Below are 25,752 nucleotides of genomic sequence, written 5' to 3' on the forward strand. Positions count from 1 at the left end.
GGCGTCATTCGCCCATCTTGTAGTCGAGGAACCATTTCTTGTTCAGCGCATCCAGCGTGCCGTCGGCCTTGAGTGCTGAAATGGCGGCATTAATGGGGGCGACGAGATCGGAGCCTTTCGGGAAGATGAAGCCGAAATCCTCGGTGCCGAGCGGCTCGCCGATCAGCTTCAGCGCGCCGTTCGACGCGTCGACATAGCCCTTGCCGGCGGTGCCGTCGGTCAGCACGACGTCGACGTCGCCGGCTTTGAGCGCCTGGACAGTGGCGCCGAAGGTTTCGAAGAGCTTGATACGCGGATTCTGCTCATTGCCATCGAGCACTTCATAGACGGCAGTGTAGAAGGGTGTGGTACCAGGCTGAGCGCCGACCAGGCCGTCCTTGAATCCGCCGAAGGACTTGGCGTCGGTGAAGCGCTTCTCGTCGCCGCGCACCAGCATGAACTGCTGCGAGCGCATGTAGGGATCGGAGAAGTCCACCTTCTGCTTGCGGTCTTCCTTGATGGTGATGCCGGTCATGCCGATGTTGTACTGGCCGTCGGAAACCGCCTGGATCATCGCGTCCCAGCTGGTGTTCTGGTATTCAACCTTGAAGTTCAGCCGCTTGGCGATCTCGTTCATCGCATCATATTCCCAGCCGATTGCCTTGCCGGATTTCGGATCGACGAACTGCAGCGGCGGATAGGCATTCTCGGTGACGACGACGACGCTCTTGCCGCCGAGATCGGGCAGGCCGGCGGCCGAAGCGGCCAGGGGTCCGAGAGCAAGGGCGGCGAAGCTCGCAAGGACGGTACGACGAAACAACATTGAACGGCTCCGGAGGGTTGAACGGCGAAAATTGTCACGGAAGGCGTGCCGAAGGCAAGGCCGCCGGCTGCGTGCCGACGCAAAAAATAGAAAAGGCGACCCGAAGGCCGCCTTTCCAAGCGAAGAATTTTGCTTCAAGCGAAGAATTTTGCGCGGCGCAGATCTTATTCTGCTGCCGGTTCCGCTGCAGCGGCTGCTGCTTCTGCGGCGGCCTTTTCGGCAGCTGCCTTGGCTTCGGCAGCTTCTGCTGCTGCCTTCTCGGCGGCGAGCGCCTGTGCTGCTGCAACCTTTTCAGCTTCGATGCGTGCCTTTTCCTCAGCGATGGCGGCGCGCTCGGCGTCGTTGAGCTTACGGGCGCGAACGCCGGTGTCTTCAACGATACGGGCAGACTTGCCGCGACGGTCGCGGAGGTAATAGAGCTTGGCGCGACGGACCTTGCCGCGGCGAACGACGTCGACGCTTTCGATCATCGGCGAGTAGACGGGGAATACGCGCTCGACGCCTTCGCCGTAGGAGATCTTGCGGACCGTGAAGTTTTCCTGCAGGCCGCCGCCGGAGCGGGCGATGCAGACGCCTTCATAGGCCTGAACGCGGGTACGGTTGCCTTCCGTGACCTTCACGTTGACGCGGACGGTGTCGCCCGGGGAGAATTCGGGGAGAGTGCGCTTGGCTTCGATCTTGGCGGCCTGTTCGGCCTCAAGCTGCTGAATGATGTTCATCGTCTTAACCTTTGGTTCTTCTGAAACAGCCAGAGCGCTCACACTGTCCTTCGGTCTCAAGCCTCCGGAGTTTGCCCTTGCGGGCGGGAGCGGATTCGCCATTCTTTGTTTACTGGCAGACGGGGATAACCCCATTTCCGCGTGCGCCAATACACCAAAGGCCAGGGCTTGTCATCCCTCGCAAGACATTTTTGTGAAAAGGGCGGTGAAATCAGCCGTTTTTCTCAATTTTGGCGCTTTCGAGCAGATCCGGGCGCCGTTCTCGGGTCAGGCGCACCGCCTCTTCATGCCGCCATTTCTCGATCGCGCCGTGATTGCCTGAGGTGAGGATCGGGGGAATCTCGCGGCCTTCCCACTCCTGCGGGCGGGTATAGTGCGGATGCTCCAGCAATCCGCCTTCGAAGCTTTCGTGCAGGCCGGAAAGATCGTTGCCCATCACACCAGGCAGGATGCGGATGATCGCATCGAGCAGGATCAGCGCCGCCGGTTCGCCGCCTGACAGCACATAGTCGCCGATCGAGACCTCTTCCAGTCCGCGCGCCTCGATCACCCGCTGGTCGACGCCCTCGAAACGGCCGCAGACGATGATGACGCCTTCGCCCGCCGCCAGCGCGCGCACGCGCTCCTGCGTCAGCGGCCGGCCGCGCGGGCTCATCAGCAGCCGTGGGCGGGCATCGTTTTCCGAGGCGCTGTCGATCGCGCGGGCGAGAACGTCTGGTTTCAGCACCATGCCCGCGCCGCCGCCGGCCGGGGTGTCGTCGACGGTGCGGTGCCGGTCGGTGGCGAAATCGCGGATCTGAACCGCATCCAGCGACCATTGCCCGCGCTCCATCGCCTTGCCGGCGAGCGAGAAGCCCAGATGTCCCGGAAACATCTCCGGATAGAGTGTCAGTACGCTCGCCCGGAAAGCCATGGCGTCACTTCTTCTTTTTCGGCTTGTCCGGGGTGAATTTCGGAGCTTCTTCCGGATCATCGACCAGCCCCGCCGCCAGCGGATCGATCAGCAGCGTGCCGGCTTCGAGGTCGATTTCCAACACCGAGGCTTCCGAAAAGGGGATCAGCACCGGGCGCTTGCCCGGGCCTTTGAGCTCCAGGAGATCGCCGGCGCCGAAATCGAAGACACCGGTGACCGTGCCGTAGCTGACGCCCTTGTCGTCGCGCGCTTCCAGCCCTTCGAGATCGGCATAGTAGAACTCGTCGTCCTCCAGCTCCTCGTCGGGCAGGTTGTCGCGCTCGATATAGAGTTCCAGCCCGTTCAGTGCCTCGGCGGCATTGCGGTCGTTGATGCCGCGGAAACGGACGACGACCATATTCTTCATCTCGCGAATTTCGAGGATTTCGAAGCTGCGACCGTCCATGCTGTGGAGATGGCCGTAGTCGCCGAGCGCGGCCGGATCGGCCGTATAGGCCTTGGCGCGCACTTCGCCGCGCAGGCCCTGCGCGCCGCCGATGGTCGCCATCAGAACGGGGTTTTCAAGCTTTGTCATGGGTTCCTTCATGTGAAGCCGGAAAGACAGGCTTCTCATAAACGAAGTGCGGGCGATTGGAAACGAAAACGGGCGGCATGTCGCCATGCCGCCCGGTCCAATAAGGGGATATCCCGATTATTCCGCTGCGTCGGCAGCAGCAGCGGCGTCAGCTGCCTTCTGAGCCTTCTCGGCGGCGCGTTCCTGGGCGCGCTTGCCCGGCTTTGCCTTGATCGGGTTGTTCTTGGTTTCGCGCTTGGCAACGCCGGCTTCGTCGAGGAAGCGCAGAACGCGATCGGTCGGCTGGGCGCCGTTTTCGATCCAATGCTTGATGCGCTCGGCGTTCAGCTGAACGCGCTTCTCGTCGTCCTTGGCAAGCATCGGGTTCCACGAACCGAGGTTTTCGAGGAAGCGGCCGTCACGCGGGCTGCGCGCATCGGCGAGAACGACGTGGTAGTACGGGCGCTTCTTGGAGCCACCGCGGGCGAGACGAATTTTCAGTGCCATGTTCTTTACTCCTTAGGCTTTTCTTGACCGCTTCGTGAGGCGGTAACGGTTATCGGGCAGCGGCGCTCTGTTCAGCGTGATCCGCAGCGATCTGCTCATGATGCCGGATGACTTCCTTGATGACGAAGTTCAGGAACTTCTCGGCGAAATCCGGGTCCAGATGCGCATCTTCGGCAAGCTGACGAAGACGAGCGATCTGGTATTCCTCGCGCGCCGGATCGGCCGGCGGCAACTTGTACTTAGCCTTCAGCACGCCGACCTCTTTGGTGCAGCGGAAGCGTTCGGCCAGAATGTGGACGAGCGCCGCATCGATATTGTCGATCGACTGGCGGTAGCTCGAAAGCTGGGCTTTGACGTCTGGATCAATCATGGGGCAGGCGATCCTTTCACTTCTTCTTGGGCAATCCGGGCAGGCCCGGGAAACCACCACCGAGGCCCGGCAGCTTTGCGCCGCCAAGACCGGGCAATCCGCCCGGCAAGCCTCCGCCTAGACCGGGCATACCCCCACCCGGCTTTCCGAGACCCGCGGCTTCCGCCTGCTTCTGCAGCGCTTCAAGCTGCTTCGGGTCGATATTCGAGAGATCGGGCATGCCGCCACCCATGCCGCCTAGGCCGCCGCCGAGCCCCATCTTGCTGGCAAGGCCGCCCATCATCTGCTTCATCATGCCGCCTTTGCCCTTGCCGCCCATCATCTTCATCATGTCCGCCATCTGGCGGTGCATCTTCAGAAGCTTGTTGATGGCGGCGGCATCGGTGCCGGAGCCGGCGGCGATGCGCTTCTTGCGCGAATGCTTGAGCAGGTCGGGATTGGCGCGCTCGGCCTTGGTCATCGACTGGATGATGGCGATCTGGCGACCGAAAAGCTTGTCGTCGAGGCCGGCTGCGGCCATCTTGTCCTTCATGCCCGACATGCCCGGCATCATGCCCATGATGCCGCCCATGCCGCCCATCTTCTGCATTTGTCGCAGCTGGTCGGCAAGGTCGTCGAGGTCGAACTTGCCCTTGGCCATCTTGGCCGCCATAGCGGCGGCCTTTTCGGCGTCGATGTTCTCAGCCGCGCGCTCGACGAGCGAGACGATGTCGCCCATGCCGAGGATGCGGTCGGCGATGCGGCGGGGATGGAATTCCTCGAGCTCGCTCATCTTCTCGCCGACACCGATCAGCTTGATCGGCTTGCCGGTGACGGCGCGCATCGAAAGGGCAGCACCGCCGCGGCCGTCGCCGTCCATGCGGGTCAGAACGAGACCGGTGATGCCGACGCGTTCGTCGAAGTTGCGGGCGAGGTTGACAGCGTCCTGGCCGGTGAGGCTGTCGGCGACCAGCAGGATTTCATGCGGGTTCGAGCGCTTCTTGATGTCGGCCATCTCGACCATCAAGGGCTCGTCAATATGCGTACGGCCGGCGGTATCGAGGATGACGACGTCATGGCCGCCAAGCTTGGCCGCCTGCACGGCGCGGGCAGCGATATCGGTCGGAGACTGGCCTGCGATGATCGGCAGCGTGTCGATGCTGGCCTGCGCGCCAAGCTGGCGTAGCTGCTCCTGGGCTGCCGGACGACGCGTGTCGAGCGACGCCATCAGCACTTTCTTCTTATCGCGTGTCGACAGGCGGTTGGCGATCTTGGCCGTCGTCGTCGTCTTGCCGGAGCCCTGCAGGCCGACCATCATGACGACGACGGGGGCCGGTGCATGCAGGTCGATGCCGACGCCTTCGCCACCCAGCATCTCGATCAGTTCGTCATGGACGATCTTGACGACCATCTGGCCGGGCTTGATCGACTTCAGGATCTCGGCGCCGACGGCTTTTTCCCGCACGCGGTCGGTGAAGGAGCGCACGACATCGAGCGCGACGTCGGCTTCCAGCAACGCACGGCGAACCTCACGCAGCGCTGCGGAAACATCGGCTTCCGAAAGCGCGCCACGGCCTGTCAGTCCATTCAGAATGGATCCAAGACGGTCCTGGAGGTTTTCAAACATCGGCTCTTCCTTGATACGTTTCGGGCGGGTTCGATATGCCCGGAAACGTCGTGCTTTTCCTTGACGAAAACAAGACGCAAAGCCAAAAAGCACCCGAGGGCGCATCGCGCTGTCGGGTGTTGACCTCCGGGATCTCAAGGTCCCGGTCGGCGGCTCGGAGTCATGCGGCTCGTCGCGGATTGGGCGCGATAAACAGGAAAGCAGTGGGAAAGTCAAGGCGAATGCGCGGAATGACCGCGCGGCGGGCTTTCCAGGAGCCGCGCGACGTGGCGCGAACAGTTAAAAATTCCGACGGCCAGTCCAAATTCGCTATAGAGGCCAGTTGCAAAATATTCCACTTATGATTCTACTTTCTACTTAAGTGCATCCTGTAAAATGATTCGTAAATATCCTTGATGCCGAATGATTCGGCGGAGATATCGAATGATAAAGCCTGATATTGAGAGCTGGGCGCTGGCACGGGCTCATCATATTGTCCTGAATGAAGGCCTGAACCTTGCAAAGGCGGCACAGGACCTGGACCGCAAACGGTCCCGCTCGCTGGTCTACGAGCTAAGAAAAGTCATCACCGCTGCTATCGTCGAAGCCCATGCGGCATCGTTCAATGCCGACGGTACGCAGCGGTAAAAGCCGCACAGCCTCAAGGGTTGGTCTTCGCAACCCACGCCTAGCACTCACCACTGGTAATTCCCACGCATTTCCGCCATATACACCGGAAAAGCAGACGGAATGATATCATGAGCGCAACGGTCGAATTCGCGAGGATGAACGGGCTTGGCAACAAGATCCTGGTCGTCGACATGCGCGGGCGGCCGGACAAGGTGACGCCTACGGCGGCGATCGCGCTCAATGCCGATCCGCAGACCGAGTTCGACCAGATCATGGCGATCCATGATCCGAAGGCCGAAGGCACGGATGCCTTCATCGATATCCTGAATTCCGACGGCTCGAAGGCGCAGGCCTGCGGCAATGGCACGCGCTGCGTCGTGCAGGCGCTTGCCGCCGAGACCGGCAAGAAGGTTTTCACCTTCCAGACGGTCGCGGGCATCCTCAATGCCGTCGAGCACGAAGACGGGACGATCTCCGTTGATATGGGCCGGCCGGTCTTCGATTGGAACAAGATCCCGCTGGCGGAAGAATTCCACGACACCAGCCGCATCGAGCTGCAGATCGGCCCGATCGACGATCCGGTGCTGCATTCGCCTTCCGCCATGTCGATGGGCAATCCGCATGCGATCTTCTGGGTGGACCGGGACGTGATGTCCTACGATCTCGCCCGCTTCGGGCCGCTGCTCGAAAACCATCCGATGTTTCCGGAGCGCGCCAATATCACACTGGCGCAGGTGACGTCGCCGACGTCGGTGACGACGCGGACCTGGGAGCGCGGCGCGGGGCTGACGCTCGCCTGCGGCTCGGCCGCCTGTTCCGCTGCCGTGAGTGCTGCACGCACCGGCCGCACCGGGCGTGAGGTGACGATCAATGTGGCGAGCGCCAGGCCGCCGGCCACGCTTTCCATCGAATGGCGCGAGCGCGACGACCACGTCGTCATGACTGGCCCGGCCGAATGGGAGTGGTCCGGCCGGCTCGATCCTTCGACCGGTCTCTGGTCGCGCGACGGTACCCGAGAGGCGGGGGCGCAGTGAGCGGTATCGAGGTCATTACCTTCGGCTGCCGCCTCAACACATATGAATCCGAAGTGGTGAAGGCGCAGGCCGAGAAGGCGGGGCTCAACAACGCCATCCTGGTCAATACCTGTGCCGTAACAGGCGAGGCCGTGCGCCAGGCCCGCCAGGCGATCCGCCGCGCGCGGCGCGACAATCCGCATGCCCGCATCATCGTCACCGGCTGCGCCGCGCAGACGGAAAAGCAGACCTTCGCTGAAATGGCAGAGGTCGACGCTGTGCTCGGCAACGAGGAGAAGCTGACAAGCGCCTCCTATCGCAGCCTGCCGGATTTCGGCGTTTCGGCCGAAGAGAAGCTGCGCGTCAACGATATCATGAGCGTCAAGGCGACGGCGCCGCAGATGGTCAGGCACATTGACGGCCATGTGCGCGCCTTCATCCAGGTGCAGAACGGCTGCGACCACCGCTGCACCTTCTGCATTATCCCCTATGGCCGCGGCAATTCCCGCTCCGTGCCGATGGGGGCCGTCGTCGACCAGGCCCGCAGGCTTGCCGACAGCGGTTATCGCGAGATCGTGCTGACCGGCGTCGACGCCACCAGCTATGGCGGCGATCTGCCGGGCGGGCCGACGCTCGGCTTTCTGGCGAAGACGCTGCTGAAGCATATCCCCGATATCCGCCGCCTCAGGCTTTCTTCGATCGACAGCATCGAGGCCGACGCCCATCTGATGGATCTGATCGCCGACGAACCCCGCTTCATGCCGCATCTGCATTTGTCGCTGCAGCATGGCGACGATATGATCCTCAAGCGCATGAAGCGCCGGCATTTACGCGCCGATGCGCTGCGCTTCATCGAGGAGGCGCGCCGGCTTCGCCCCGAGATGAGCTTCGGCGCTGATATGATCGCTGGCTTCCCGACTGAAACCGAAGAGATGTTCGATAACGCCGTGCGATTGGCCGAAGAGGCCGATATCGCGCATCTGCACGTCTTTCCCTACAGCCCGCGCCCTGGCACGCCGGCAGCCCGCATGCCGCAGCTCGACCGGTCGCTGGTCAAGGATCGCGCCGCAAGGCTGCGCGCCATTGGACACGGGCTGCATCAGTCCCATCTCGATCGCATGGTCGGAACCCGGCAATGGCTGCTTGTCGAAAACAACGGCCTGGCGCATACGGAAAACTTCACGCTGGTCGCAGCCGCCGGGCTTCGTCCCGGCGAACTTGTGCCGGCCACGATCACCGGCCACAATGGCAAGCATCTCGACATGCAATTGACGGCCGCAGCGGCCTGACTTTCACGGAATCCCCATGGCGCTCAGTTTCATCAAAAAGGTCTTCACCTTCGGCAAGGACAAGCCGGCGGAGACGAGTGCCGTGGAGGTCGAGCTGGAACAGCGGTTGCAGGACGAAGCTCTGCCGATCGCCGCGGATCCCGTTCTGCCTGAAGAAATGGACACGGCCGGCGGCCCGGCTCCGGATGTCGGCGAGGGTGGGGTCGAGGCGCCTATCGCCGATGATGATGCGGAACCCGCAATCCTGCCGGCCGTCGACCAACTGAGCGACATGGGTGTCGTGCCGCTTTCATTGCTGGAAGCTGAGGCGGCAGCGGAGGTGCAGACCGAAATTCAGGCGCCGGTCGAACCCGTTGCGGAAATACCCCCCTCTGTCCCTTCGGAACGTCTCCTCCACAAGGGGGGAGATCATTTGGAGACCGATGCGCCGGAACAGCCGGATGACCTCGAAGACATCATTGAAAAGCTGACGGAAGAGATTCCGACCACGGATAATGTAGCGCTGGAATCGCCCTCCCAGCCAAGCTCCCCGCCTATGGGGGAGATGCCCGGCAGGGCAGAGGGGGGTAATCCAACAGCAGAACCGGAGACCCGCTCTCCCGCCCTCCCCAAAGGTTTCGCCACCGGCCCGAAGATCGCCGAACCGGAGCCCGTCGCCCCGCAGCCGAGGCTTAGCTGGTTCCAGCGTCTGCGTAACGGTCTTGCGCGCACGTCCTCGCAGCTGACCAGCCAGATCACCGCGCTCTTCACCAAGCGCAAGCTCGATGACGAGACGCTGCAGGATCTCGAAGACCTGCTGATCCAGGCCGATCTCGGCGTTGAGACTGCGCTGCGCGTCACCGATACGCTGGCTTCCGAGCGCTACGGCAAGGACGTGACCGGCGAGGATGTCAGCCGGATCATGGCGGCCGAAATCGCCAAGGTTCTGAAACCGGTCGCAAAGCCGCTGCAGCTCGACCTCTCGCACAAGCCGCATGTCATCCTCGTCGTCGGCGTCAACGGCACCGGCAAGACGACGACGATCGGCAAGCTTGCAGCGAAGCTTTCCGGCGCCGGGCTGAAGGTGATGCTGGCCGCCGGCGACACTTTCCGTGCGGCGGCGATCGAGCAGCTGAAGATCTGGGCCGATCGGACGAATTCCGAGTTTATCGGTACCAAGCTCGGCGCCGATGCCGCCGGCCTTGCCTATGACGCCTTCGAACAGGCGAAGGCGAAAAAATGCGACGTGCTGATCGTCGATACCGCCGGCCGCCTGCAGAACAAGGCCGAGCTGATGGCCGAGCTCGAGAAGATCGTACGCGTGCTCGGCAAGCTCGACCCGGATGCGCCGCATACCGTGCTGCAGACGCTCGACGCCACGACGGGACAGAATGCGCTGAGCCAGGTCGAGATCTTCCGCAATATCGCCGGCGTCAACGGACTGATCATGACCAAGCTCGACGGCACGGCGCGCGGCGGCATCCTCGTCGCCATTTCCGCCAAGCACAAGCTGCCGGTCTATTTCATCGGCGTCGGCGAAGGCGTCGACGACCTGGAGCCGTTCGAGGCCGAGGATTTTGCCCATGCCATTGCCGGACTTGGGCAATGATGCCACAGATATGCCGCCGAAAGCCTGCAAGGCACGGCAGAAGCAGGTTTCAGGAATAGCAGGTTTGAAGAACGCATGAGCACCGAAAGCGATATCACCCCGTCGGCGGCCGACCGGCATCATCCGCTGCTGAAGCTGGCACTGGAACTCGGGCCGCTGCTGATCTTCTTCTTCGCCAATCTGCGCGGCCAGTGGCTGGTGGAGCGGTTTCCTGCGCTTTCCGAGCTGGGCGGCCCGCTGTTCGTCGCAACCGGGCTCTTCATGGCGGCAACGGTCACGTCACTGGTCGTTTCGAAGATCGTGCTCGGCCATTTGCCGATCATGCCCTTCGTTTCGGGCATCGTCGTCCTCATCTTCGGCTCGCTGTCGATCTGGCTGCAGAACGAGACCTTCATCAAGATGAAGCCGACCATCGTCAATGCGCTGTTCGGGGTGGCGCTGCTCGGTGGGCTCGCCTTCGGCCGGTCGCTGCTCGGCTATGTCTTCAACGCCGCCTTCCAGCTCGATGCCGAAGGATGGCGCAAGCTCACCATCCGCTGGGGCATCTTCTTTCTTTTCCTCGCCGTGCTCAACGAAGTCGTCTGGCGCAATTTTTCGGACGATACCTGGGTCGCCTTCAAGGTCTGGGGCACGATGCCGATCACCATCATCTTCACGCTGGCGCAGATGCCGCTGGTGCTGAAGCATAGCCTCAACCCGGAAACGGACGGCGAAAAGTGAGCGCTGCGGACGCCGAATATCGCGTGAGACACCAGACCTTCTGGTTCGTCGCCTGCCTTGCGGTTCTGGTCGCCCAGATCGCAGTCGAATATCTGATGGGGCGCGTGCCGATTTGCGCCTGCGGCTATGTCAAGCTGTGGGAGGGCGGGGTCAATACCAGCGGCAACTCGCAGCATCTGTCGGACTGGTACACGCCATCGCACATCATCCACGGCTTCCTGTTCTACGGGCTCGGCCATCTCATTCTGCGCCGCAAGCCCTTAGCGGCACGGCTGCTCCTAGCGCTGTTCATCGAATCCGGCTGGGAGCTGCTGGAGAACTCGCCTCTCATCATCGACCGCTACCGCACGGCGACCATCGCGCTCGACTATTATGGCGATAGCATCCTGAATTCGGCGATGGACACCGTCTTCATGTGCCTCGGCTTCTTCTTCGCCTCCCGCGCGCCGGTGGCGCTGACGGTGGCGATCGCAATCTTCTTCGAGATTTTCACCGGCTACATGATCCGGGACAACCTGACGCTCAACGTGCTGATGCTGATCTGGCCGGTGGAGGCGATCAAGGTCTGGCAGGGTGGGGTCTAACGGATCACCTGTTATGAAGCGGGCTTGCCGAGCGCCTTTTCCATCGCCGGAAACAGCCCTTCTTTCAGGCTGATATCGTCGAAGGGGCCGACGCGCTTGTAGAGGATCGTGCCGTCGGGGGCGACAAGATAGCTTTCCGGAATGCCGTAGACGCCCCAGTCGATTGCCGCCTTGCCGTTCGGGTCGATGCCGATGGCGTGATAGGGATTGCCGAGTTCGCCGAGGAAACGCAGGGCGTTCTCGTTTTTGTCCTTGTAATTGATGGCGACGATGTTCAGTCGTCCGTCCTTCGCCAGTTCCTTCAGAACGGGATGCTCATCCCGGCAGGGAATGCACCAGGAGGCGAAGACGTTGACGAGGGTGAGCTTGCCCTTGACTGCGGCATCGGTCAGTGCCGGCAGGTTCGCGCCGTCGAGCGGCGGAAGGTTCAGCGCCGGCGCCTTGGTGCCGATCAGGGCGGAGGGGATTTCGGCGATGTCCTTGCCGTGGAAATCCTGGTCGTAGAGCATCTTCGCAGCGGTTGCCGCAATGCCCCCGAAGACGATCAGCGGCAGAAGCGCCAGCACGAAGCTGCCGCGCCCGCGCGGCTTTGCGGTCGTGATTTCCGGCGTCTCGCTCATTGCTCGTCCCCAGTGCGTGCCGAGCGGCGGCGGATGCCTGCGGCTTCGAGCGCTGCGAGTTCACGACGGCGCGCCCGGCCGTCGGCCCAGGTCCACAGGATGACTGCAGCAGTCACCAAGGCGGCGAAGCCATAGGATGTGTAGACGTAGAAGGCATGCGTCACGGCCTATTCCTCCCGGCTCGCCATGCGGGCGGCGAGACGGCGCTGGGCGGCGATGCGACGGCGCCAGATCTCGTTCCTCATTGCCATGATGTGCAGCGTGAAGAAGAGCAGCGTGAAGGCGATCGCCATGACGAAGAGCGGGCGCAGGAATTCCGGATCGATCGCCGGGCCGTCGAGGCGCAGCACGCTTGCCGACTGATGCAGCGTGTTCCACCATTCGACCGAAAACTTGATGATCGGAATGTTGACGAAGCCGACGAGGATGAGCACGGCGGTAACGCGCGCCGCCTTCGACGGATCATCGATGGCGCGGCCGAGCGCAATCAGGCCGAGATACATCAGAAAGAGAACGAAGACGGAGGTCAGCCTGGCATCCCAGACCCACCATGTGCCCCACATCGGTTTGCCCCAGAGCGAGCCGGTGACGAGCGCAAGCAGGGTGAAGGCGGCGCCGAGCGGCGCTGCTGCCTTGGCGGAGACATCGGCGAGCGGGTGGCGCCAGACGAGCGTGCCGATCGCCGAAACACTCATGATCGTATAGCACATCATCGCAAGCCAGGCGGATGGCACGTGCACATACATGATGCGCACGGTCTCGCCCTGCTGGTAATCGCCTTCTGTGGAGAAGCTCAAATAGAGGCCGACGACAAAACAGAGGGCGGTAATGCCGGCCAGCCACGGAATGACGCGTGCCGCCAGCGCCAGAAACCGCGTCGGGTTGGCGAGGTCGCTGAATTTGCTGATGGCAAGGCTCGTTTCGCTCATGTCCGCTTCCTTACCTTGATCCGGCTTTTCCCGCAATCGAATGGCCCATCAATCCGCCGTGTTTCGGAGCGCAAGGGCGGCCGCTGTCGGGCCGATGACGGCGAAGAACAGCGTCAGCGCGATCAGGATGAGGAAGGGCGGCAGGAACGGGGCCGGATCTTCGACTGCGGCATAGGTGGCGCTGACGCCGAAGATGAGCACCGGGATGGTCAGCGGTAGCACGAGGATCGAGACCAGCAGGCCGCCGCGGGGCAGCGCCACAGCGACGGCAGCACCCACGGCGCCGATGAAGGTGATGGCGGGCGATCCGACGAGCAGTGTCAGCATGGTGGCAGCAATCGCGGTCTCGTTCATGTTCATGAAGAGGCCGAGCAGCGGCGAGGCGATGACCAGCGGTAGGCTGGTGGCCGTCCAGTGGGCGAAGCATTTGACCAGGACGGTAAGAACGAGCGGCGTTTCCTGCATCAGCATCAGGTCGAGCGATCCGTCGTCGCGCTCGGCCTGGAATAGACGGTCGAGGCCAAGGAGGGCGGCCAGCAGCGCGCCGATCCAGACGATGGCGGGGCCGATGCGCGAGAGCAGCTTGAGATCGGGACCGACGCCGAATGGGATGACGGCGACGATGGTCAGGAAGAAGAGGACGCCGATCAGCGCGCCGCCGCCGGCGCGGATCGAGAGTTTGAGGTCTCGGAAGAAGAGGGCGGTCATATGTGGCTGCTCTCTGCATCGACGGTGGACGGGGCACCCCCCTCTGCCCTGACGGGCATTTCCCCCACAAGGGGGGAGATCGGACAGAAGCGCCCTCTTGCCCTAATCAAACGCCGCAGATAGCCGCAGTCGCTTGGCGCGCGATCAAGATTTCGCGAAGCCGGTGCATCTTGCCGATCTCCCCCCGTGTGGGGGAGATGCCCGGCAGGGCAGAGGGGGGTAGTCACACCGAGAAACATCAACCCCATACCCCATGATCCACGCCGGCAAAGCCCGTCATCTTCAATTCCCGCGCATTCTGCAGCCCCAGCGGCTGGTGCGTCGCCGCCAGCACGATGCCGCCCTTTGTCAGATGCGCTTCGATCAATTGGGCCAGCAGCCGGTCGGCGCTGGCATCGAGTGCGGCGGTCGGTTCGTCGAGGATCCAGACGGGGCGGTGGGCGACTAGCAGTTTGGCGAAGGCTATCCGGCGTTGCTGGCCGGCGGAGAGATAGCCGAAGGGAAGGTGGGTAATTCCCGAGAGGCCGACAGCTTCGGCTGCGTCCTCGACAGAAAGACCGGCAGCGTCCGGGTTGCCGAGGAAGGACTGCCAAAAACCCAGATTCTCTACAACCGTAAGTTCATTCTTCATCGCGTTTCGATGGCCAAGGTAGTGGCTGGCCTCGCCGGGATGCCGGCCTTGCGGGCTCCCTTCGTCGCGGAAAATGACAGTACCTTTTTCCGGCCTCAGGAGGCCCGCGACGACACGCAGCAAAGTGGACTTTCCCGATCCATTTCTTCCCGTGAGGACAAGGGCCTCACCGGCTGCCAAGTGAAAGGAAATGTTAACGAAAATGAGATCCTCACCGCGCCTTGCAGCCAGATTTTCGGCGGTGAGATGCATGCTTCGGCTCTTTCTTCGTTTCGGCTTTCGGAGGGGGCAAAAAATGTCCGATTTTGACCGTGCTCGGGTATGGCAAGTTTTTAGGAAATTATCTATAAGACCTGCAACCACGCCAGCGGTCGGCGTGAATTTCATCCTTGCGCCGAACTTGGAGCGTCTCCTCCACGTGCGGACAGCGGAAATGGCCGTACCCGCATCCTGATGTGCATTAAGTGCATAGGCGTTCGCACGACTGTGTTGGCTATCAGAAACGGGGTCTCTCGTGTCTAAATCTCTTGACAGTTTCAATTGTCGTTCCACGCTTTCCGTGAACGGGAAGGACTATGTCTATTACAGCCTGCCCAAGGCTGAGGCAAACGGTCTGGCCGGCGTGTCGAAGCTTCCCTATTCGATGAAGGTGCTGCTCGAAAACCTGCTGCGCTTCGAAGACGGCCAGTCGGTCACCAGGGAGCACATCCTGGCTGTCGCCGAATGGCTGAACAATAAGGGCGCAGTCGAAAACGAAATCGCCTATCGCCCGGCGCGCGTGCTGATGCAGGACTTCACCGGCGTTCCCGCCGTCGTCGATCTTGCCGCGATGCGCGACGCGATGGTGTCGCTCGGCGGCGATCCCGAGAAGATCAATCCGCTCGTTCCCGTCGATCTCGTCATCGACCATTCCGTCATCGTCGACGAATTCGGAACGCCGCAGGCTTTTGCCAGGAATGTCGAGCTGGAATATCAGCGCAACGGCGAGCGTTACCGCTTCCTGAAGTGGGGCCAGCAGGCCTTCAAGAATTTCCGTGTCGTTCCTCCGGGCACCGGCATCTGTCATCAGGTCAATCTCGAATATCTCGGCCAGACCGTCTGGACCAAGGAAGAGGACGGCGAAACGGTCGCCTATCCGGATACCTGTGTCGGCACCGACAGCCACACGACGATGATCAACGGTCTCGGCGTTCTCGGCTGGGGCGTGGGCGGTATCGAAGCTGAGGCCGCCATGCTCGGTCAGCCGGTCTCGATGCTCCTGCCTGAAGTCATCGGCTTCAAGCTGACCGGCAAGCTGAAGGAAGGCGTCACCGCGACCGACCTCGTTCTGACCGTCGTGCAGATGCTGCGCAAGAAGGGCGTCGTTTCCAAGTTCGTCGAATTCTTCGGTCCCGGCATGGACAATATGCCGCTCGCCGACCGCGCGACGATCGGCAACATGGGCCCGGAATACGGCGCGACTTGCGGCTTCTTCCCGGTCGATGGCGAAACCATCAACTACCTCACCATGTCCGGCCGCACGCATGACCGGATCGCCCTCGTCGAAGCCTATTCGAAGGCACAGGGCATGTGGCGCGAAGGCGACGGTTCCGACCTCGTCTTTACGGACACACTGGAACTCGACCTCGGCGATGTCGTGCCGTCGATGGCTGGCCCGAAGCGCCCGGAAGGCCGCATCGCGCTCGAGAACATCGCGTCCGGTTTCGCCGGCTCGATGGATGCCGACTACAAGAAGCCCGGCCAGCTTGCCAACCGCTATGCGGTCGAAGGCACGGATTTCGATCTCGGCCATGGTGACGTCGCGATTGCCGCCATCACGTCGTGCACCAACACCTCCAATCCGTCAGTGCTAATCGCTGCCGGCCTTCTCGCCCGCAACGCCGTCGCCAAGGGCCTGAAGACCAAGCCGTGGGTCAAGACCTCGCTTGCTCCGGGATCGCAGGTGGTTGGCGAATATCTTGCCAAATCAGGCCTGCAGGCCGACCTCGACAAGCTCGGCTTCAACCTGGTCGGCTTCGGCTGCACCACCTGCATCGGCAATTCCGGCCCGCTGCCGGCGCCGATCTCGAAGACGATCAACGACAAGGGGCTCATCGTATCCGGCGTTCTCTCCGGCAACCGCAACTTCGAAGGACGTATCTCGCCTGACGTTCAGGCAAACTACCTGGCCTCCCCGCCGCTCGTCGTCGCTTATGCGCTGGCCGGCACGGTGCAGAAGGATCTCACCAAGGAGCCGATCGGCGAGGACCAGAGCGGCAACCCGGTCTATCTCAAGGATATCTGGCCGACCTCGAAGGAAGTTCAGGAATTCATCCTGAAATACGTCACCCGCGAGCTTTACGAATCCAAGTATGCCGATGTCTTCAAGGGTGACGAGAACTGGCAGGCCGTGCAGGTTCCGCCGGGCCAGACCTATGCCTGGGACGACAATTCGACCTACGTCCAGAACCCGCCGTACTTCGTCGGCATGGGCAAGAAAGGCACCGGCGTCTCCGATATCAAGGGCGCCCGCGTCCTCGGCCTGTTCGGCGACAAGATCACCACCGACCACATTTCCCCGGCCGGTTCGATCAAGGCTGCTTCGCCGGCCGGCGCCTATCTGATTGGTCACGACGTTGCCGTTGCCGACTTCAACCAGTACGGCACACGCCGCGGCAACCATGAAGTGATGATGCGCGGCACCTTCGCCAACATCCGTATCCGCAACCACATGCTCGGTCCGAACGGCAAGGAAGGCGGATACACCATCCACTACCCGTCGAAGGAAGAGACCTCGATCTACGACGCCGCCATGCAGTACAAGCAGGAAGGCGTGCCGCTCGTCATCTTCGCCGGTGTCGAATACGGCAACGGCTCTTCGCGCGACTGGGCTGCCAAAGGCACGAACCTGCTCGGCGTCAAGGCTGTCATCGCCCAGTCCTTCGAGCGTATCCATCGATCGAACCTGGTCGGCATGGGCATCATCCCCTTCGTCTTCGAAGAGGGCACGACCTGGCAGAGCCTCGGCCTCAAGGGCGATGAACTCGTCACCATCGAGGGCCTGGAAAAGATCAAGCCGCGCGAGAGGAAGATCGCCAAGATCACTTATGGCGACGGCTCCGTGAAGGAAGTTCCACTGCTGTCGCGCGTCGATACGCTCGATGAGGTGGTCTACCTCAACAATGGCGGCATCCTGCAGACGGTTCTGCGCGATCTCGCTGCCTGATTCTTAAGAAACGTGACTGATAATGGCCGCCGGAGAGCAGTTTCCGGCGGCTTTTCTTTGCGGCGACGGTATTCGATCGGGTTCACGATGATTTGTTTTATGTAGGTTCCGGCCGAGCTAAGTCTCACCCGTTCGTGACTTTTCGTTTGGACCCGGAAGGATTATTCGTACGTGCATATCTCAGAGCCTCCGGTTCAAACACGCTGTCGGCGCTGAAAAGAGGTGCAGCTGAATGTCCCCCCGTTTTCTGATTCCGTTGATCGCCGGCATTGTTCTCGCAGGCCCCTTGCAGGCCGAAGACGGCACGCCGAAAGGCGTCGTCGAACTCTTCACGGCGCAAGGCTGCTCTTCCTGTCCTCCCGCTGATGCCGCCTTCCGCAAGCTGGTGAGCCAGGGCGATGTCATCGCGCTCGCCTATCACGTCGATTACTGGAATTATCTCGGCTGGGCCGATACGCTGAGCTCCAAGGAAAATACCGAGCGGCAGTACGGCTATGCCAGGACGATGGGCCGCAGCAATGTTTACACGCCGCAGGCGATCGTCAACGGACGCGGCCATCTGGCAGGCTCCGATCTCAACGGGATCAATAGCAGGATCGACACCTACAGCAGCGAAGGCAATGGGTTGACCATTCCCATCAGCGCATCGATGCGCGGCGACGAGCTTGAGATCAAGATCGGCGCGGGGCAGGGCAAGGCCAATGTCGTGATGGTCTATTTCGACAAGGAAAAGACCATCGACGTCGAAAAGGGCGAGAACAGCGGCAAGAAGCTCTCTTATCTCCACAGCGTCACCAATGTCGAAACCGTCGGCATGTGGGATGGCAAGGCGACCAGCCTGACGCTGCCGGCGAGCGTTTTGCAGCGGCCGCAGCTCGAGGGCTGCGCAATCCTGCTGCAGTCGGCGACCGCGGATGGTGATCCGGCGGCGATCCTCGGCGCAACCGTGGTGATGGCGGGAAAAAATATATGAGATTTCATCCTGTTACGGATGAAGTACCGGGCGGCCCGGCCGAGCGTATTCGGGGCTGGGGTTAAGGTCGATACGCTCCGCCGGGCCCTTTGGCGCGCTGGCGCCAAACCGGGATGCATAATTCTCCTGCAAATGAGGCGCTGTTTTGACTGAAATGCGGCACCACACAGAAAGGTCGACTCTGTCTAGCGCATCGTAGCTTCCGAAAGTCGGCGCCGACTTTCGGAAGACACGATGCGAGGATTGAAAGGGCTACGGTGTTCCTGCGCCTCTGAAGAGACGGCGCTGTGGTGCGGCTGAATGTGACGGGCGGCGCTCTTGCAATTTGCGGCGGCTCGGGCAAACTGTCACTCTCCTGTCACAAGCGGAGGCCCTGGGAGACTGATGACAGATCAGCCGGATTTGCGACACGGCGAAAGCCGCTCCGTCGACAATAGTTCCTCAGTCGTCGTCGATCTCAAGGAATACAGACAAAGCAAGGACTCGGTTCCGGTGACCTTCCACCGGCGCGAGCTGGACGCGATCCTCTGGATCTACGGCCGCATGGTCGGTGAGGGCGAGTGGCGCGACTACGCCATCGATCACCTGAAGGACAAGGCGGTGTTTTCCGTCTTCAAGCGCTCCGGCGAAATGCCGCTCTTTCGCATCGAGAAGAACCCGAAGCTCGCCGCCAAGCAGGGCGCCTATTCCGTCATCAACGTCAACGGCGTGATCCTCAAGCGTGGACACGAGCTGAACCAGGTCCTCAAGGTTTTCGACAAGGTCCTCAAGCTCGTGGACAAATAAGCTGTCTCAACCGGCAAACAGCGTGCCGGGATAGCTGGACGGATCGGGATCCGTCGCCATGCCCTCGCCGAGGGTGCGCTGCATGAGCATCGTGTCGAGCCAGCGGCCCTGCTTGTAGCCGGTGCCTTTCATCAGGCCGACCTCCAAAAAGCCTGCCTTGAGATGAAGCGCGATCGAGGCGGGGCTTGCGCCGCCGACGACGGCCACCATCTGACGAAAACCAAGGGCAGTGCAACGATCGATCAGTTCGGCGAGCAGCACTTTGCCGATGCCGTGTCCGCGCGCTTCAGGCGCCAGATAAATCGAATCCTCGACCATCCAGCGATAGGCAGGACGGGTGCGAAAGGCCGAGGCGTAGGCGTAGCCGAGCAGGGTTCCATCCGCATCGGTTGCGGCAATATAGGGATACTGCTGGCTGACGATCGCCGCAAAGCGCTGCATCATCTCGGCCTCGGAGGGCGGGACGATCTCATAGCTTGCAACGCCGTTCAGGACGGAATCGCGATAGATCTCGGCAATGGCGGGGATATCGGCTTGCGAGGCATCACGCAGAAGGAAGGACATTTCGGCGACTGGGTCCATCGGGAGAGCAAGATCTTCCTAAAATCATTCCCGGGAAATCGGCGCAACAAAAAAGGCGGCCGAAGCCGCCTTTTCGATCTCAGTCTGCCCTGCTTATTTACGGTTGCCCATGAACTGCAGCAGGAACATGAAGAGGTTGATGAAGTCGAGATAGAGCGTCAGAGCACCCATGATCGCCTTGCGGCCGGCGACTTCAGAAGCGTCACCGTCGAAATACAATTCCTTGATTCGCTGCGTATCGTAGGCGGTGAGGCCTGCGAAGATCAGCACGCCGATCACCGAGATCGCGAACTGGAGGGCTGACGAAGCCAGGAAGATGTTGACAAGCGAAGCGATGATCACGCCGAACAGACCCATGATCAGGAACGAGCCCATCGCCGACAGGTCACGCTTCGTGCTGTAACCGTAGAGCGACAGCGCGCCGAAAGAGGCGGCGGTTACGAAGAAGGTCTGGGTGATGCTCGACTGCGTATAGACCAGAAAGATCGACGACAGGGAGAGACCAACCAGCGCGGCGTAAGCCCAGAAAGTGGCCTGTGCGGATGCCACGCTCATGCGATTAATGCGGAAGCTCAGGAAGAAGACGACCGCAAGAGGCGCAAGGATCACGACCCAGCGCAGAGGCGACCGGAACAGCAGCTCGCCAAACTGGGTAAGCTGGTTGTCCTGGACGGCCAAATTGAATCCGATGTACGCGGCCACACCAGTGATCGCCAGACCCAGCGCCATCAGGTTGTAGACCTTGAGCATATATGCGCGCAGGCCTTGATCAATCATCTCGCCGGTCTGTGCGCGGCTTTGATAGTTACGAAGATCAGCCATAGTTTCCTCTTACAAGCTCCGATGGATATACGGTGTCGGGTTTTCGACCCGGGCGCCGCTGCGGAGCTCCAGCATGCCTGTCGACAATATGAGGCTTTCGCCGATTGCAAACAAGAGGCTTGCAAAGGCGCGGTCGGTTAAATCGCCGTAAGGTGAAGGGTTTGGGAGCTTTGCTATCCCCTCAGAGCTCCCGCAGCACGGGTGCCGCCTTATGCCCCAGGATGCGCCAGGTACCGATGAGACCGATGCCCACGGTGAGCACGAGTGCGGTCACGAGCGTCAGTCCCGCCACATCAGGCAGGAAGGCGGATGGCAGGTGCATGATGCGGGCGACGATGAACCAGGCGGCAATGGCGCCGGCGATCAACGCGAAGATCGCGGTCGCGAGCCCGAGGATCAGATATTCGTAGCTGAAGGCGCGGATCAGCATGGCGCGCGTGGCGCCGAGCGTCTTCAGCACCACCGCGTCATGGGTGCGCGCCCGGTTTCCGGCGGCGAGCGCGCCGGCAAGGACGAGGATCGAGGCGACGAGGGCGACGGAGGCTGCGGCGCGGATCGCGGTCGCAAGCTCGCCGACCAACTGGTTGACGATGTCGATCGCGTCCTTGACGCGCACGCTGGTGATCGTCGGATAGGTGTTGGTGACGGATTTCAAGATCGCCGCGTCCTCGGCCGGTGTCGAGGACGGGTCGGTCAGCGTCGCGAGCCAGGCATGCGGGGCGCCGCGAAAGGTGTTCGGCGAGAAGACCATGACGAAATTGATCGACAGCGATTCCCATTCGACGCGGCGGAGATTGGCGATCTTTGCCGTGATGTTGCGGCCGAGCACGTTGACGGTCACGGTATCGCCGATCTTGAGGCCGAGCTCATGCGCCTCCTGCGAGGAAAAGGAGACGAGGGGCTCGCCGCTGTAATCCTTGTCCCACCAATTGCCCTCGGTGAGGGCGGCATTTTCCGGCAGGCTGTCGTCATAGGTGATGCCGCGATCGCCGTTCAGCACCCAGCGACCGGCGGCCGGCACGTTCATCTTGGCGACGTCTTCTCCGTTGAAGGCGACGATCCGGCCGCGCAGCATCGGCACTTCCATGAGCTTGCCCTTCGGCGCCTGCGCCTGGACGAGATCTCGGAAAGCATCGACCTCGGCGCTCTGGATATCGACGAAGAAGAAGTTCGGCGCGCCCTCGTTCATGCGGCCGGTCAACTGCTGGCGCAGGTTGCCGTCGATCAGGGTCAGCGTCACCAGCAATGCCAGGCCGAGGCCGAGCGAGAGCACCACCGACGGCGTGAGCGCGCCGGGGCGGTGGATGTTGCCGATCGCAAGCCGCAATGCCGGCGAGTTGACGCGCGGGGCGCGGCGCGCGAGCCAGGCGATCGCTGCTGCGACGAGGCGCAGGACGACGAAGGCGAAGACGATCGCGCCGACGAAAACGACGGCGATGAAGCGATCATAGGCGGTGAGGATGGCAAGGCCGGCAAGGGCCGCCATGAAGAGGGCAGCCAGCAGGATATAGGGCCAGGAGGGCAGGTGGCGGGCTTCGAAGCCCTGCTCGCGGAAGAGTGCGGTCGCCGGCACTTCGCGGGCATGGCCGAGCGGCAGAATGGCAAAGGCGAGCGTCGTCAGGATGCCGAAGAGCGTCGCGAGCAGCAGGGCGCCGGGATAGAGCGTCGGTGCGGTCGAGACCGGCAGGAATTGCGCCAGGAACTGCGCGGCGAAGATCGGCGACAGGGCGCCGATGACGAGGCCTGCCATAATGCCGCCAAGGGCGATGATGGCGATCTGGAAGAGATAGATCAGAACGACGGTCATCGCCGGCGCGCCGAGACATTTGAAGGTGGCGATGGTGGTGCGCTTGGAATCCAGGAAGGCGCGCACGGCATTGGCCACGCCGACGCCACCGACGATCAGCGCGGTCAGGCCGACCAGCGTCAGGAACTGGGAGAAACGGGTGATGTTTTCGGTCAGCGATGGTGCTGCGCGGTCGCTGGTGCGGATCGCCCAGCCGGCAGAGGGGAATTCCCTGGCGGCGCGGGCCTGGATGCCCGACATCTGAGCCTTGTCTTCGAGCCGGATCTTGTAGGCATGTTCGACAAGGCTTCCCGTTTGGATGAGCCCTGAGGCTTCAAGCGCCCGGCGGCTGACGAGCAGGCGCGGCGCAAAGCCGAAACCTTCCGAGAGCGCATCCGGCTCGGTCTTGACCGTACCTGTTATGCTGAGCTTGACGTTGCCGAGCAGCAGTTCGTCGCCGACCGAAAGGCCGAGGCGATCGAGAAGCAAGGGTGCTGCCACTGCGCCGTAAGTACCGCCTTCGCCTGCGAGCAGTGCTGTGAGGGGATAGTTCGGCTCGGCCTCGAACCGGCCGTAAAGCGGATAGGCGTCGTCGACCGCCTTGACCTCGACCAGCGCCTGGTCAGAACCGTCGGGCTTGCGGGCCATCGAGCGCAGGCCTGTCGAAACCGAAACGGTGCCGAGGCCTTCAAGGAAACCCATTTCCTGAGGCGTGGCCTCGCGGTTGTTGAGCTCGAAGCGGACGTCACCGGCGAGAAGCTCCTGCCCCTGCGAGGCGATCGTGTCGGTGATCGACTGCGAAACGGAATTGACGGCGGCAATGGCGCCGGTGCCGAGCGCGATGCAGGCGAGAAAGATGTAGAAGCCGCGGATACCGCCGCGCAGCTCGCGGAGCGCCAGGCGAAAAGCGAGCGAGACGCGCGGCGCGACGATCCTCATGCGAACGCCGCCGCGTTGTGGCGGGCAGCGCTGTCGCCCTCAATCCTGCCGGAGCGGACGCGGATCTGGCGCGAGCAGCGGTTTGCAAGCGAGATGTCGTGAGTGACAAGAAGCAGGGTCATGCCGCGTTCGGCCTGCTTGGCAAACAGCAGGTCGGCGATCTGGCGGCCGGTCTCGGTATCGAGATTGCCGGTCGGCTCGTCGGCGATCAAGAGGGCGGGCGAAGGGGCGAGCGCTCTCGCGATCGCCACGCGCTGCTGTTCGCCGCCGGAAAGCTGGCCAGGATAGTGGTTCAGCCGTTCGCCGAGGCCGACCGAATTCAGCTCGCGATGGGCGATCTCGAAGGCGTTGCGGACATTGGCGAGTTCCAGCGGCACGGCGACATTCTCGAGCGCCGTCATATTGGCGATCAGATGGAAGGACTGGAAGACGATGCCGATGTTGCGGCCGCGGAAATCGGCGACCTGATCCTCGCTCAGGCTGTGGAGCGGCGTATCGTTGATGTTGATTTCGCCGCTGTCGAGCTTCTCCAGTCCGGCGAGCACCATCAGCAGGGTTGATTTGCCGGAGCCGGAAGGGCCGACGATGCCGACGGATTCACCGGCGGCGATATCGAGATCGATGCCCTTCAGCACATGGACGGAGGCGGCGGCGCTGCCAAGGGTCAGATCGGCGCTCTTCAACTCGATGATGGTTTTTGCCAACAGAAATCGCCCTATATAAGTCCGTAATCGAATGGCCGCATAACGGTACTTCGCCAATCTAGGGAAAGCAGGATGAGATTTAAAGTTGCCGCCCTTCAATTCACCGTCATTGCCGTCTCGCTGATCTTTGCCGCCGGAGTGAATGCGCGGACGATCAATCTCGTCGGATTCGGGGACAGCCTGATGGCGGGCTATCAGCTGCCGCCCGGCGACGGCTTTCCCGAGAAGCTGCAGGCTGCCCTGAAGGCGAAGGGGCTCGACATCGCTATCGCCAATGCCGGTGTTTCGGGCGACACGACGACGGGAGGCCTCGCCCGCATCGACTGGTCGGTTCCCGACGGCACGGACGGCGTGATTCTGGAGCTCGGCGCCAACGACGCGCTGCGCGGCATCCCTCCTGAAGAGAGCGAGAAGAATCTCGACCAGATGATTACTCGGCTAAAGGAGCGAGGGATCGCGGTGCTGCTCGTCGGCATCATAGCGCCGCCGAACATGGGGGCGGAGTATGCCGCGCGCTTCAATCCCATCTATCGGGAACTTTCGGAAAAACACAGGGTTCCGCTCTATCCCTTTTTTCTCGACGGCGTCGCCCTGGATGCGGGGCTGAAACTCGAGGACGGAATGCATCCAAATGCAAGGGGCATCGACGTCATGGTAGGGAAGATGGAAACCGATGTCACAAATTTCGTCGGGACGATTTCTTCTGTGAAGAAATAGGGGCTTGCGCGGTTGTCGATTGCGTGATTCCGTGTGAGCACCTGCAAAAGATTCGGGGAGTGCTCGTGATGCCGAGACTGTTTACCGCCCTCGAAATTCCGCGCAATGCGGCGATGAGCCTTTCATTGCTGCGCGGTGGTCTCCCCGGAGCACGATGGATCGATGTGGAGAATTACCACATCACCCTGCGCTTCATCGGTGACGTTGACGGCCGCACGGCCGATGAAATCGTTGAACGCCTCGACCGGATCGACCGGCCGGAATTCCAGTTCCGGCTCGAAGGTATCGGTTCGTTCGGTTCGAAGAAACCGCATTCTGTCTGGGCCGGCGTTTCGCAATCGCCGGAGATGTACGCCCTGCAGGGCGAAATCGAGCGCATCTGCCAGCGCATCGGTCTGCCGCCGGATCCGCGCAAATTCATGCCGCATGTAACGCTGGCACGGCTCAAATCCTCGCGGCTCGACGATGTCGTGCAATATCTGGCCGGACGCGGCAACTTCCACACCGCGACTTTCACGGCGCCGCGCTTCGTCCTGCTTTCGTCGCGCGAATCGGTCGGCGGTGGGCCCTACCTCACCGAGGAAGTGTTTCCGCTGCACGAGGCGCGCTCGACCAACGTTTCGAGCAGCTTGCTGCAGCCGGCCAAGAGCCTGGTATAGACCAGCTCGAAACCTTCCGGGCCGCCATAATAGGGATCGGGGATATCCTCTCCGGTTCCAAGGGCGGCATCGCCGAAAAGACGGATCTCCGCTTCATCAGGTGCGCTCCCGCCGAGTGCGGCGAGATTTTCGCGATCCATGGCGAGGATCAGATCGAAATCCTTGAAATCCCTCGACTGGATGCGGCGGGCGCGTTGGCCTGATATGTCGATGCCGTGGCTTTTCGCGGTGGCGATCGACCGCTGGTCGGGCGAATCGCCTTCATGCCAGCCGCCGGTGCCGGCGGAATCGATCGTAAAATGGCCGGTCAGGCCCGCTTGGGTGACAAGATGGCTGAAAATTCCTTCTGCGAGCGGAGAACGGCATATATTGCCCATGCAAACGAAGAGGATGCTGATGCGTTTCATCGGTAGATCCG

Annotated in this window: 28 protein-coding genes; 11 read left to right on the forward strand and 17 right to left on the reverse strand. The window is 62.0% G+C overall.

Annotated elements, in window-relative coordinates:
• Positions 1 to 4 precede the first annotated feature (4 nt).
• The 7 genes from EFB14_RS17850 to ffh all read right to left on the reverse strand — a co-directional run bounded on the left by EFB14_RS17850 (position 5) and on the right by ffh (position 5,470).
• Positions 5 to 802: a basic amino acid ABC transporter substrate-binding protein gene (locus EFB14_RS17850; RefSeq protein WP_126827609.1), complete on the reverse strand. Its 798-nt coding sequence runs from the start codon at positions 800 to 802 to the stop codon at positions 5 to 7.
• Positions 803 to 966: 164 nt separating this feature from the next.
• Positions 967 to 1,521: a 50S ribosomal protein L19 gene (gene rplS, locus EFB14_RS17855; RefSeq protein WP_028758031.1), complete on the reverse strand. Its 555-nt coding sequence runs from the start codon at positions 1,519 to 1,521 to the stop codon at positions 967 to 969.
• Positions 1,522 to 1,732: 211 nt separating this feature from the next.
• Positions 1,733 to 2,434 carry a tRNA (guanosine(37)-N1)-methyltransferase TrmD gene (gene trmD / locus EFB14_RS17860; RefSeq protein WP_126827611.1) on the reverse strand — a complete coding sequence of 234 codons (702 nt, stop codon included), beginning with the start codon at positions 2,432 to 2,434 and terminating at the stop codon, positions 1,733 to 1,735.
• A 4-nt stretch (positions 2,435 to 2,438) separates the two neighbouring features.
• Positions 2,439 to 3,008 carry a ribosome maturation factor RimM gene (gene rimM, locus EFB14_RS17865; RefSeq protein ID WP_125846023.1) on the reverse strand — a complete coding sequence of 190 codons (570 nt, stop codon included), beginning with the start codon at positions 3,006 to 3,008 and terminating at the stop codon, positions 2,439 to 2,441.
• A 117-nt stretch (positions 3,009 to 3,125) separates the two neighbouring features.
• Positions 3,126 to 3,494, reverse strand: coding sequence for a 30S ribosomal protein S16 (gene rpsP, locus EFB14_RS17870; protein WP_125846024.1), 369 nt, complete (start codon positions 3,492 to 3,494; stop codon positions 3,126 to 3,128).
• 49 nt (positions 3,495 to 3,543) lie between these two features.
• Complete coding sequence (locus EFB14_RS17875; protein ID WP_037101839.1) at positions 3,544 to 3,864, reverse strand: chorismate mutase; 321 nt, start codon at positions 3,862 to 3,864, stop codon at positions 3,544 to 3,546.
• Positions 3,865 to 3,880: 16 nt separating this feature from the next.
• Positions 3,881 to 5,470 carry a signal recognition particle protein gene (ffh, locus tag EFB14_RS17880; protein WP_125846025.1) on the reverse strand — a complete coding sequence of 530 codons (1,590 nt, stop codon included), beginning with the start codon at positions 5,468 to 5,470 and terminating at the stop codon, positions 3,881 to 3,883.
• Positions 5,471 to 5,872: 402 nt separating this feature from the next.
• Between ffh and EFB14_RS17890 the strand changes: the two genes are divergently transcribed.
• The 6 genes from EFB14_RS17890 (at position 5,873) to EFB14_RS17915 (ending at position 11,273) form a co-directional block, all read left to right on the forward strand.
• A complete protein-coding gene (locus EFB14_RS17890; protein ID WP_183604874.1) occupies positions 5,873 to 6,097 on the forward strand; it encodes a hypothetical protein in 225 nt (74 codons plus the stop codon).
• Positions 6,098 to 6,207: 110 nt separating this feature from the next.
• On the forward strand, positions 6,208 to 7,113 hold the full coding sequence (dapF, locus tag EFB14_RS17895; protein WP_126827613.1) for a diaminopimelate epimerase: 906 nt from the start codon (positions 6,208 to 6,210) through the stop codon (positions 7,111 to 7,113).
• Complete coding sequence (gene mtaB / locus EFB14_RS17900) at positions 7,110 to 8,381, forward strand: tRNA (N(6)-L-threonylcarbamoyladenosine(37)-C(2))-methylthiotransferase MtaB (protein ID WP_126827615.1); 1,272 nt, start codon at positions 7,110 to 7,112, stop codon at positions 8,379 to 8,381. Before dapF ends, mtaB begins: the two co-directional genes overlap by 4 nt.
• 16 nt (positions 8,382 to 8,397) lie before the next feature.
• Positions 8,398 to 9,969 carry a signal recognition particle-docking protein FtsY gene (gene ftsY / locus EFB14_RS17905; RefSeq protein ID WP_126827617.1) on the forward strand — a complete coding sequence of 524 codons (1,572 nt, stop codon included), beginning with the start codon at positions 8,398 to 8,400 and terminating at the stop codon, positions 9,967 to 9,969.
• 75 nt (positions 9,970 to 10,044) lie between these two features.
• On the forward strand, positions 10,045 to 10,689 hold the full coding sequence (locus EFB14_RS17910; RefSeq protein WP_125846030.1) for a septation protein A: 645 nt from the start codon (positions 10,045 to 10,047) through the stop codon (positions 10,687 to 10,689).
• Positions 10,686 to 11,273 carry a DUF2585 domain-containing protein gene (locus EFB14_RS17915; RefSeq protein WP_126827619.1) on the forward strand — a complete coding sequence of 196 codons (588 nt, stop codon included), beginning with the start codon at positions 10,686 to 10,688 and terminating at the stop codon, positions 11,271 to 11,273. Before EFB14_RS17910 ends, EFB14_RS17915 begins: the two co-directional genes overlap by 4 nt.
• An 11-nt stretch (positions 11,274 to 11,284) precedes the next feature.
• Here EFB14_RS17915 and EFB14_RS17920 read toward each other — a convergent pair whose 3' ends face one another.
• The 5 genes from EFB14_RS17920 to ccmA all read right to left on the reverse strand — a co-directional run bounded on the left by EFB14_RS17920 (position 11,285) and on the right by ccmA (position 14,413).
• Positions 11,285 to 11,893 carry a DsbE family thiol:disulfide interchange protein gene (locus EFB14_RS17920; RefSeq protein WP_126827621.1) on the reverse strand — a complete coding sequence of 203 codons (609 nt, stop codon included), beginning with the start codon at positions 11,891 to 11,893 and terminating at the stop codon, positions 11,285 to 11,287.
• Positions 11,890 to 12,057 carry a heme exporter protein CcmD gene (ccmD, locus tag EFB14_RS17925; RefSeq protein ID WP_126827623.1) on the reverse strand — a complete coding sequence of 56 codons (168 nt, stop codon included), beginning with the start codon at positions 12,055 to 12,057 and terminating at the stop codon, positions 11,890 to 11,892. The genes EFB14_RS17920 and ccmD overlap by 4 nt, the downstream gene beginning before the upstream one ends.
• Positions 12,058 to 12,060: 3 nt before the next feature.
• Positions 12,061 to 12,822: a heme ABC transporter permease gene (locus EFB14_RS17930; RefSeq protein WP_126827625.1), complete on the reverse strand. Its 762-nt coding sequence runs from the start codon at positions 12,820 to 12,822 to the stop codon at positions 12,061 to 12,063.
• Between the two features lie 48 nt (positions 12,823 to 12,870).
• A complete protein-coding gene (gene ccmB, locus EFB14_RS17935; protein WP_126827627.1) occupies positions 12,871 to 13,530 on the reverse strand; it encodes a heme exporter protein CcmB in 660 nt (219 codons plus the stop codon).
• A 238-nt stretch (positions 13,531 to 13,768) separates the two neighbouring features.
• Positions 13,769 to 14,413, reverse strand: coding sequence for a heme ABC exporter ATP-binding protein CcmA (gene ccmA, locus EFB14_RS17945; RefSeq protein ID WP_126827956.1), 645 nt, complete (start codon positions 14,411 to 14,413; stop codon positions 13,769 to 13,771).
• A 262-nt stretch (positions 14,414 to 14,675) separates the two neighbouring features.
• On the opposite strand from ccmA, the gene acnA reads away from it, so the two are divergent.
• The 3 genes from acnA to EFB14_RS17960 all read left to right on the forward strand — a co-directional run bounded on the left by acnA (position 14,676) and on the right by EFB14_RS17960 (position 19,125).
• The gene (acnA, locus tag EFB14_RS17950; RefSeq protein ID WP_126827631.1) at positions 14,676 to 17,366 is read left to right on the forward strand and encodes an aconitate hydratase AcnA; all 2,691 of its coding nucleotides are present in this window, start codon (positions 14,676 to 14,678) and stop codon (positions 17,364 to 17,366) included.
• 232 nt (positions 17,367 to 17,598) lie between these two features.
• Positions 17,599 to 18,339, forward strand: coding sequence for a DUF1223 domain-containing protein (locus EFB14_RS17955; RefSeq protein WP_126827633.1), 741 nt, complete (start codon positions 17,599 to 17,601; stop codon positions 18,337 to 18,339).
• 384 nt (positions 18,340 to 18,723) lie between these two features.
• Entirely contained in the window at positions 18,724 to 19,125 is a 402-nt protein-coding gene (locus EFB14_RS17960; protein ID WP_126827635.1) for a DUF2794 domain-containing protein, read from the forward strand.
• 6 nt (positions 19,126 to 19,131) lie between these two features.
• On the opposite strand, the gene EFB14_RS17965 is transcribed toward EFB14_RS17960, so the two are convergent.
• The 4 genes from EFB14_RS17965 to EFB14_RS17980 form a co-directional block, all read right to left on the reverse strand.
• Positions 19,132 to 19,689: a GNAT family N-acetyltransferase gene (locus tag EFB14_RS17965; RefSeq protein WP_126827958.1), complete on the reverse strand. Its 558-nt coding sequence runs from the start codon at positions 19,687 to 19,689 to the stop codon at positions 19,132 to 19,134.
• Between the two features lie 111 nt (positions 19,690 to 19,800).
• A complete protein-coding gene (locus EFB14_RS17970; protein ID WP_126827637.1) occupies positions 19,801 to 20,529 on the reverse strand; it encodes a Bax inhibitor-1/YccA family protein in 729 nt (242 codons plus the stop codon).
• Positions 20,530 to 20,710: 181 nt separating this feature from the next.
• A complete protein-coding gene (locus tag EFB14_RS17975) occupies positions 20,711 to 23,254 on the reverse strand; it encodes an ABC transporter permease (RefSeq protein ID WP_126827640.1) in 2,544 nt (847 codons plus the stop codon).
• The gene (locus tag EFB14_RS17980; RefSeq protein WP_125846043.1) at positions 23,251 to 23,958 is read right to left on the reverse strand and encodes an ABC transporter ATP-binding protein; all 708 of its coding nucleotides are present in this window, start codon (positions 23,956 to 23,958) and stop codon (positions 23,251 to 23,253) included. The genes EFB14_RS17975 and EFB14_RS17980 overlap by 4 nt, the downstream gene beginning before the upstream one ends.
• Positions 23,959 to 24,030: 72 nt before the next feature.
• Here EFB14_RS17980 and EFB14_RS17985 point away from each other — a divergent pair, with 72 nt between their 5' ends.
• Both EFB14_RS17985 and thpR read left to right on the forward strand, forming a co-directional pair.
• The gene (locus EFB14_RS17985; RefSeq protein ID WP_126827642.1) at positions 24,031 to 24,675 is read left to right on the forward strand and encodes an arylesterase; all 645 of its coding nucleotides are present in this window, start codon (positions 24,031 to 24,033) and stop codon (positions 24,673 to 24,675) included.
• A gap of 68 nt (positions 24,676 to 24,743) precedes the next feature.
• Positions 24,744 to 25,334, forward strand: coding sequence for an RNA 2',3'-cyclic phosphodiesterase (gene thpR, locus EFB14_RS17990; RefSeq protein WP_126827644.1), 591 nt, complete (start codon positions 24,744 to 24,746; stop codon positions 25,332 to 25,334).
• Here thpR and EFB14_RS17995 read toward each other — a convergent pair.
• Positions 25,244 to 25,741, reverse strand: a complete 498-nt coding sequence (locus EFB14_RS17995) for a low molecular weight protein-tyrosine-phosphatase (protein ID WP_126827646.1) — start codon at positions 25,739 to 25,741, stop codon at positions 25,244 to 25,246. The genes thpR and EFB14_RS17995 overlap by 91 nt on opposite strands.
• Positions 25,742 to 25,752: the final 11 nt, after the last annotated feature.

The sequence above is a fragment of the Rhizobium fabae genome, assembly GCF_003985135.1.
Classification (GTDB): domain Bacteria; phylum Pseudomonadota; class Alphaproteobacteria; order Rhizobiales; family Rhizobiaceae; genus Rhizobium; species Rhizobium pisi.

Coding starts and splice junctions, on each gene's coding strand:
- EFB14_RS17850 (WP_126827609.1), bottom strand. CDS start 802: ATGTTGTTTCGTCGTACCGTCCTTGCGAGCTTCGCCGCCCTTGCTCTC.
- rplS (WP_028758031.1), bottom strand. CDS start 1,521: ATGAACATCATTCAGCAGCTTGAGGCCGAACAGGCCGCCAAGATCGAA.
- trmD (WP_126827611.1), bottom strand. CDS start 2,434: ATGGCTTTCCGGGCGAGCGTACTGACACTCTATCCGGAGATGTTTCCG.
- rimM (WP_125846023.1), bottom strand. CDS start 3,008: ATGACAAAGCTTGAAAACCCCGTTCTGATGGCGACCATCGGCGGCGCG.
- rpsP (WP_125846024.1), bottom strand. CDS start 3,494: ATGGCACTGAAAATTCGTCTCGCCCGCGGTGGCTCCAAGAAGCGCCCG.
- EFB14_RS17875 (WP_037101839.1), bottom strand. CDS start 3,864: ATGATTGATCCAGACGTCAAAGCCCAGCTTTCGAGCTACCGCCAGTCG.
- ffh (WP_125846025.1), bottom strand. CDS start 5,470: ATGTTTGAAAACCTCCAGGACCGTCTTGGATCCATTCTGAATGGACTG.
- EFB14_RS17890 (WP_183604874.1), top strand. CDS start 5,873: ATGATTCGGCGGAGATATCGAATGATAAAGCCTGATATTGAGAGCTGG.
- dapF (WP_126827613.1), top strand. CDS start 6,208: ATGAGCGCAACGGTCGAATTCGCGAGGATGAACGGGCTTGGCAACAAG.
- ftsY (WP_126827617.1), top strand. CDS start 8,398: ATGGCGCTCAGTTTCATCAAAAAGGTCTTCACCTTCGGCAAGGACAAG.
- EFB14_RS17910 (WP_125846030.1), top strand. CDS start 10,045: ATGAGCACCGAAAGCGATATCACCCCGTCGGCGGCCGACCGGCATCAT.
- EFB14_RS17920 (WP_126827621.1), bottom strand. CDS start 11,893: ATGAGCGAGACGCCGGAAATCACGACCGCAAAGCCGCGCGGGCGCGGC.
- EFB14_RS17930 (WP_126827625.1), bottom strand. CDS start 12,822: ATGAGCGAAACGAGCCTTGCCATCAGCAAATTCAGCGACCTCGCCAAC.
- ccmB (WP_126827627.1), bottom strand. CDS start 13,530: ATGACCGCCCTCTTCTTCCGAGACCTCAAACTCTCGATCCGCGCCGGC.
- ccmA (WP_126827956.1), bottom strand. CDS start 14,413: ATGCATCTCACCGCCGAAAATCTGGCTGCAAGGCGCGGTGAGGATCTC.
- EFB14_RS17955 (WP_126827633.1), top strand. CDS start 17,599: ATGTCCCCCCGTTTTCTGATTCCGTTGATCGCCGGCATTGTTCTCGCA.
- EFB14_RS17960 (WP_126827635.1), top strand. CDS start 18,724: ATGACAGATCAGCCGGATTTGCGACACGGCGAAAGCCGCTCCGTCGAC.
- EFB14_RS17965 (WP_126827958.1), bottom strand. CDS start 19,689: ATGTCCTTCCTTCTGCGTGATGCCTCGCAAGCCGATATCCCCGCCATT.
- EFB14_RS17970 (WP_126827637.1), bottom strand. CDS start 20,529: ATGGCTGATCTTCGTAACTATCAAAGCCGCGCACAGACCGGCGAGATG.
- EFB14_RS17975 (WP_126827640.1), bottom strand. CDS start 23,254: ATGAGGATCGTCGCGCCGCGCGTCTCGCTCGCTTTTCGCCTGGCGCTC.
- EFB14_RS17985 (WP_126827642.1), top strand. CDS start 24,031: ATGAGATTTAAAGTTGCCGCCCTTCAATTCACCGTCATTGCCGTCTCG.
- thpR (WP_126827644.1), top strand. CDS start 24,744: ATGCCGAGACTGTTTACCGCCCTCGAAATTCCGCGCAATGCGGCGATG.
- EFB14_RS17995 (WP_126827646.1), bottom strand. CDS start 25,741: ATGAAACGCATCAGCATCCTCTTCGTTTGCATGGGCAATATATGCCGT.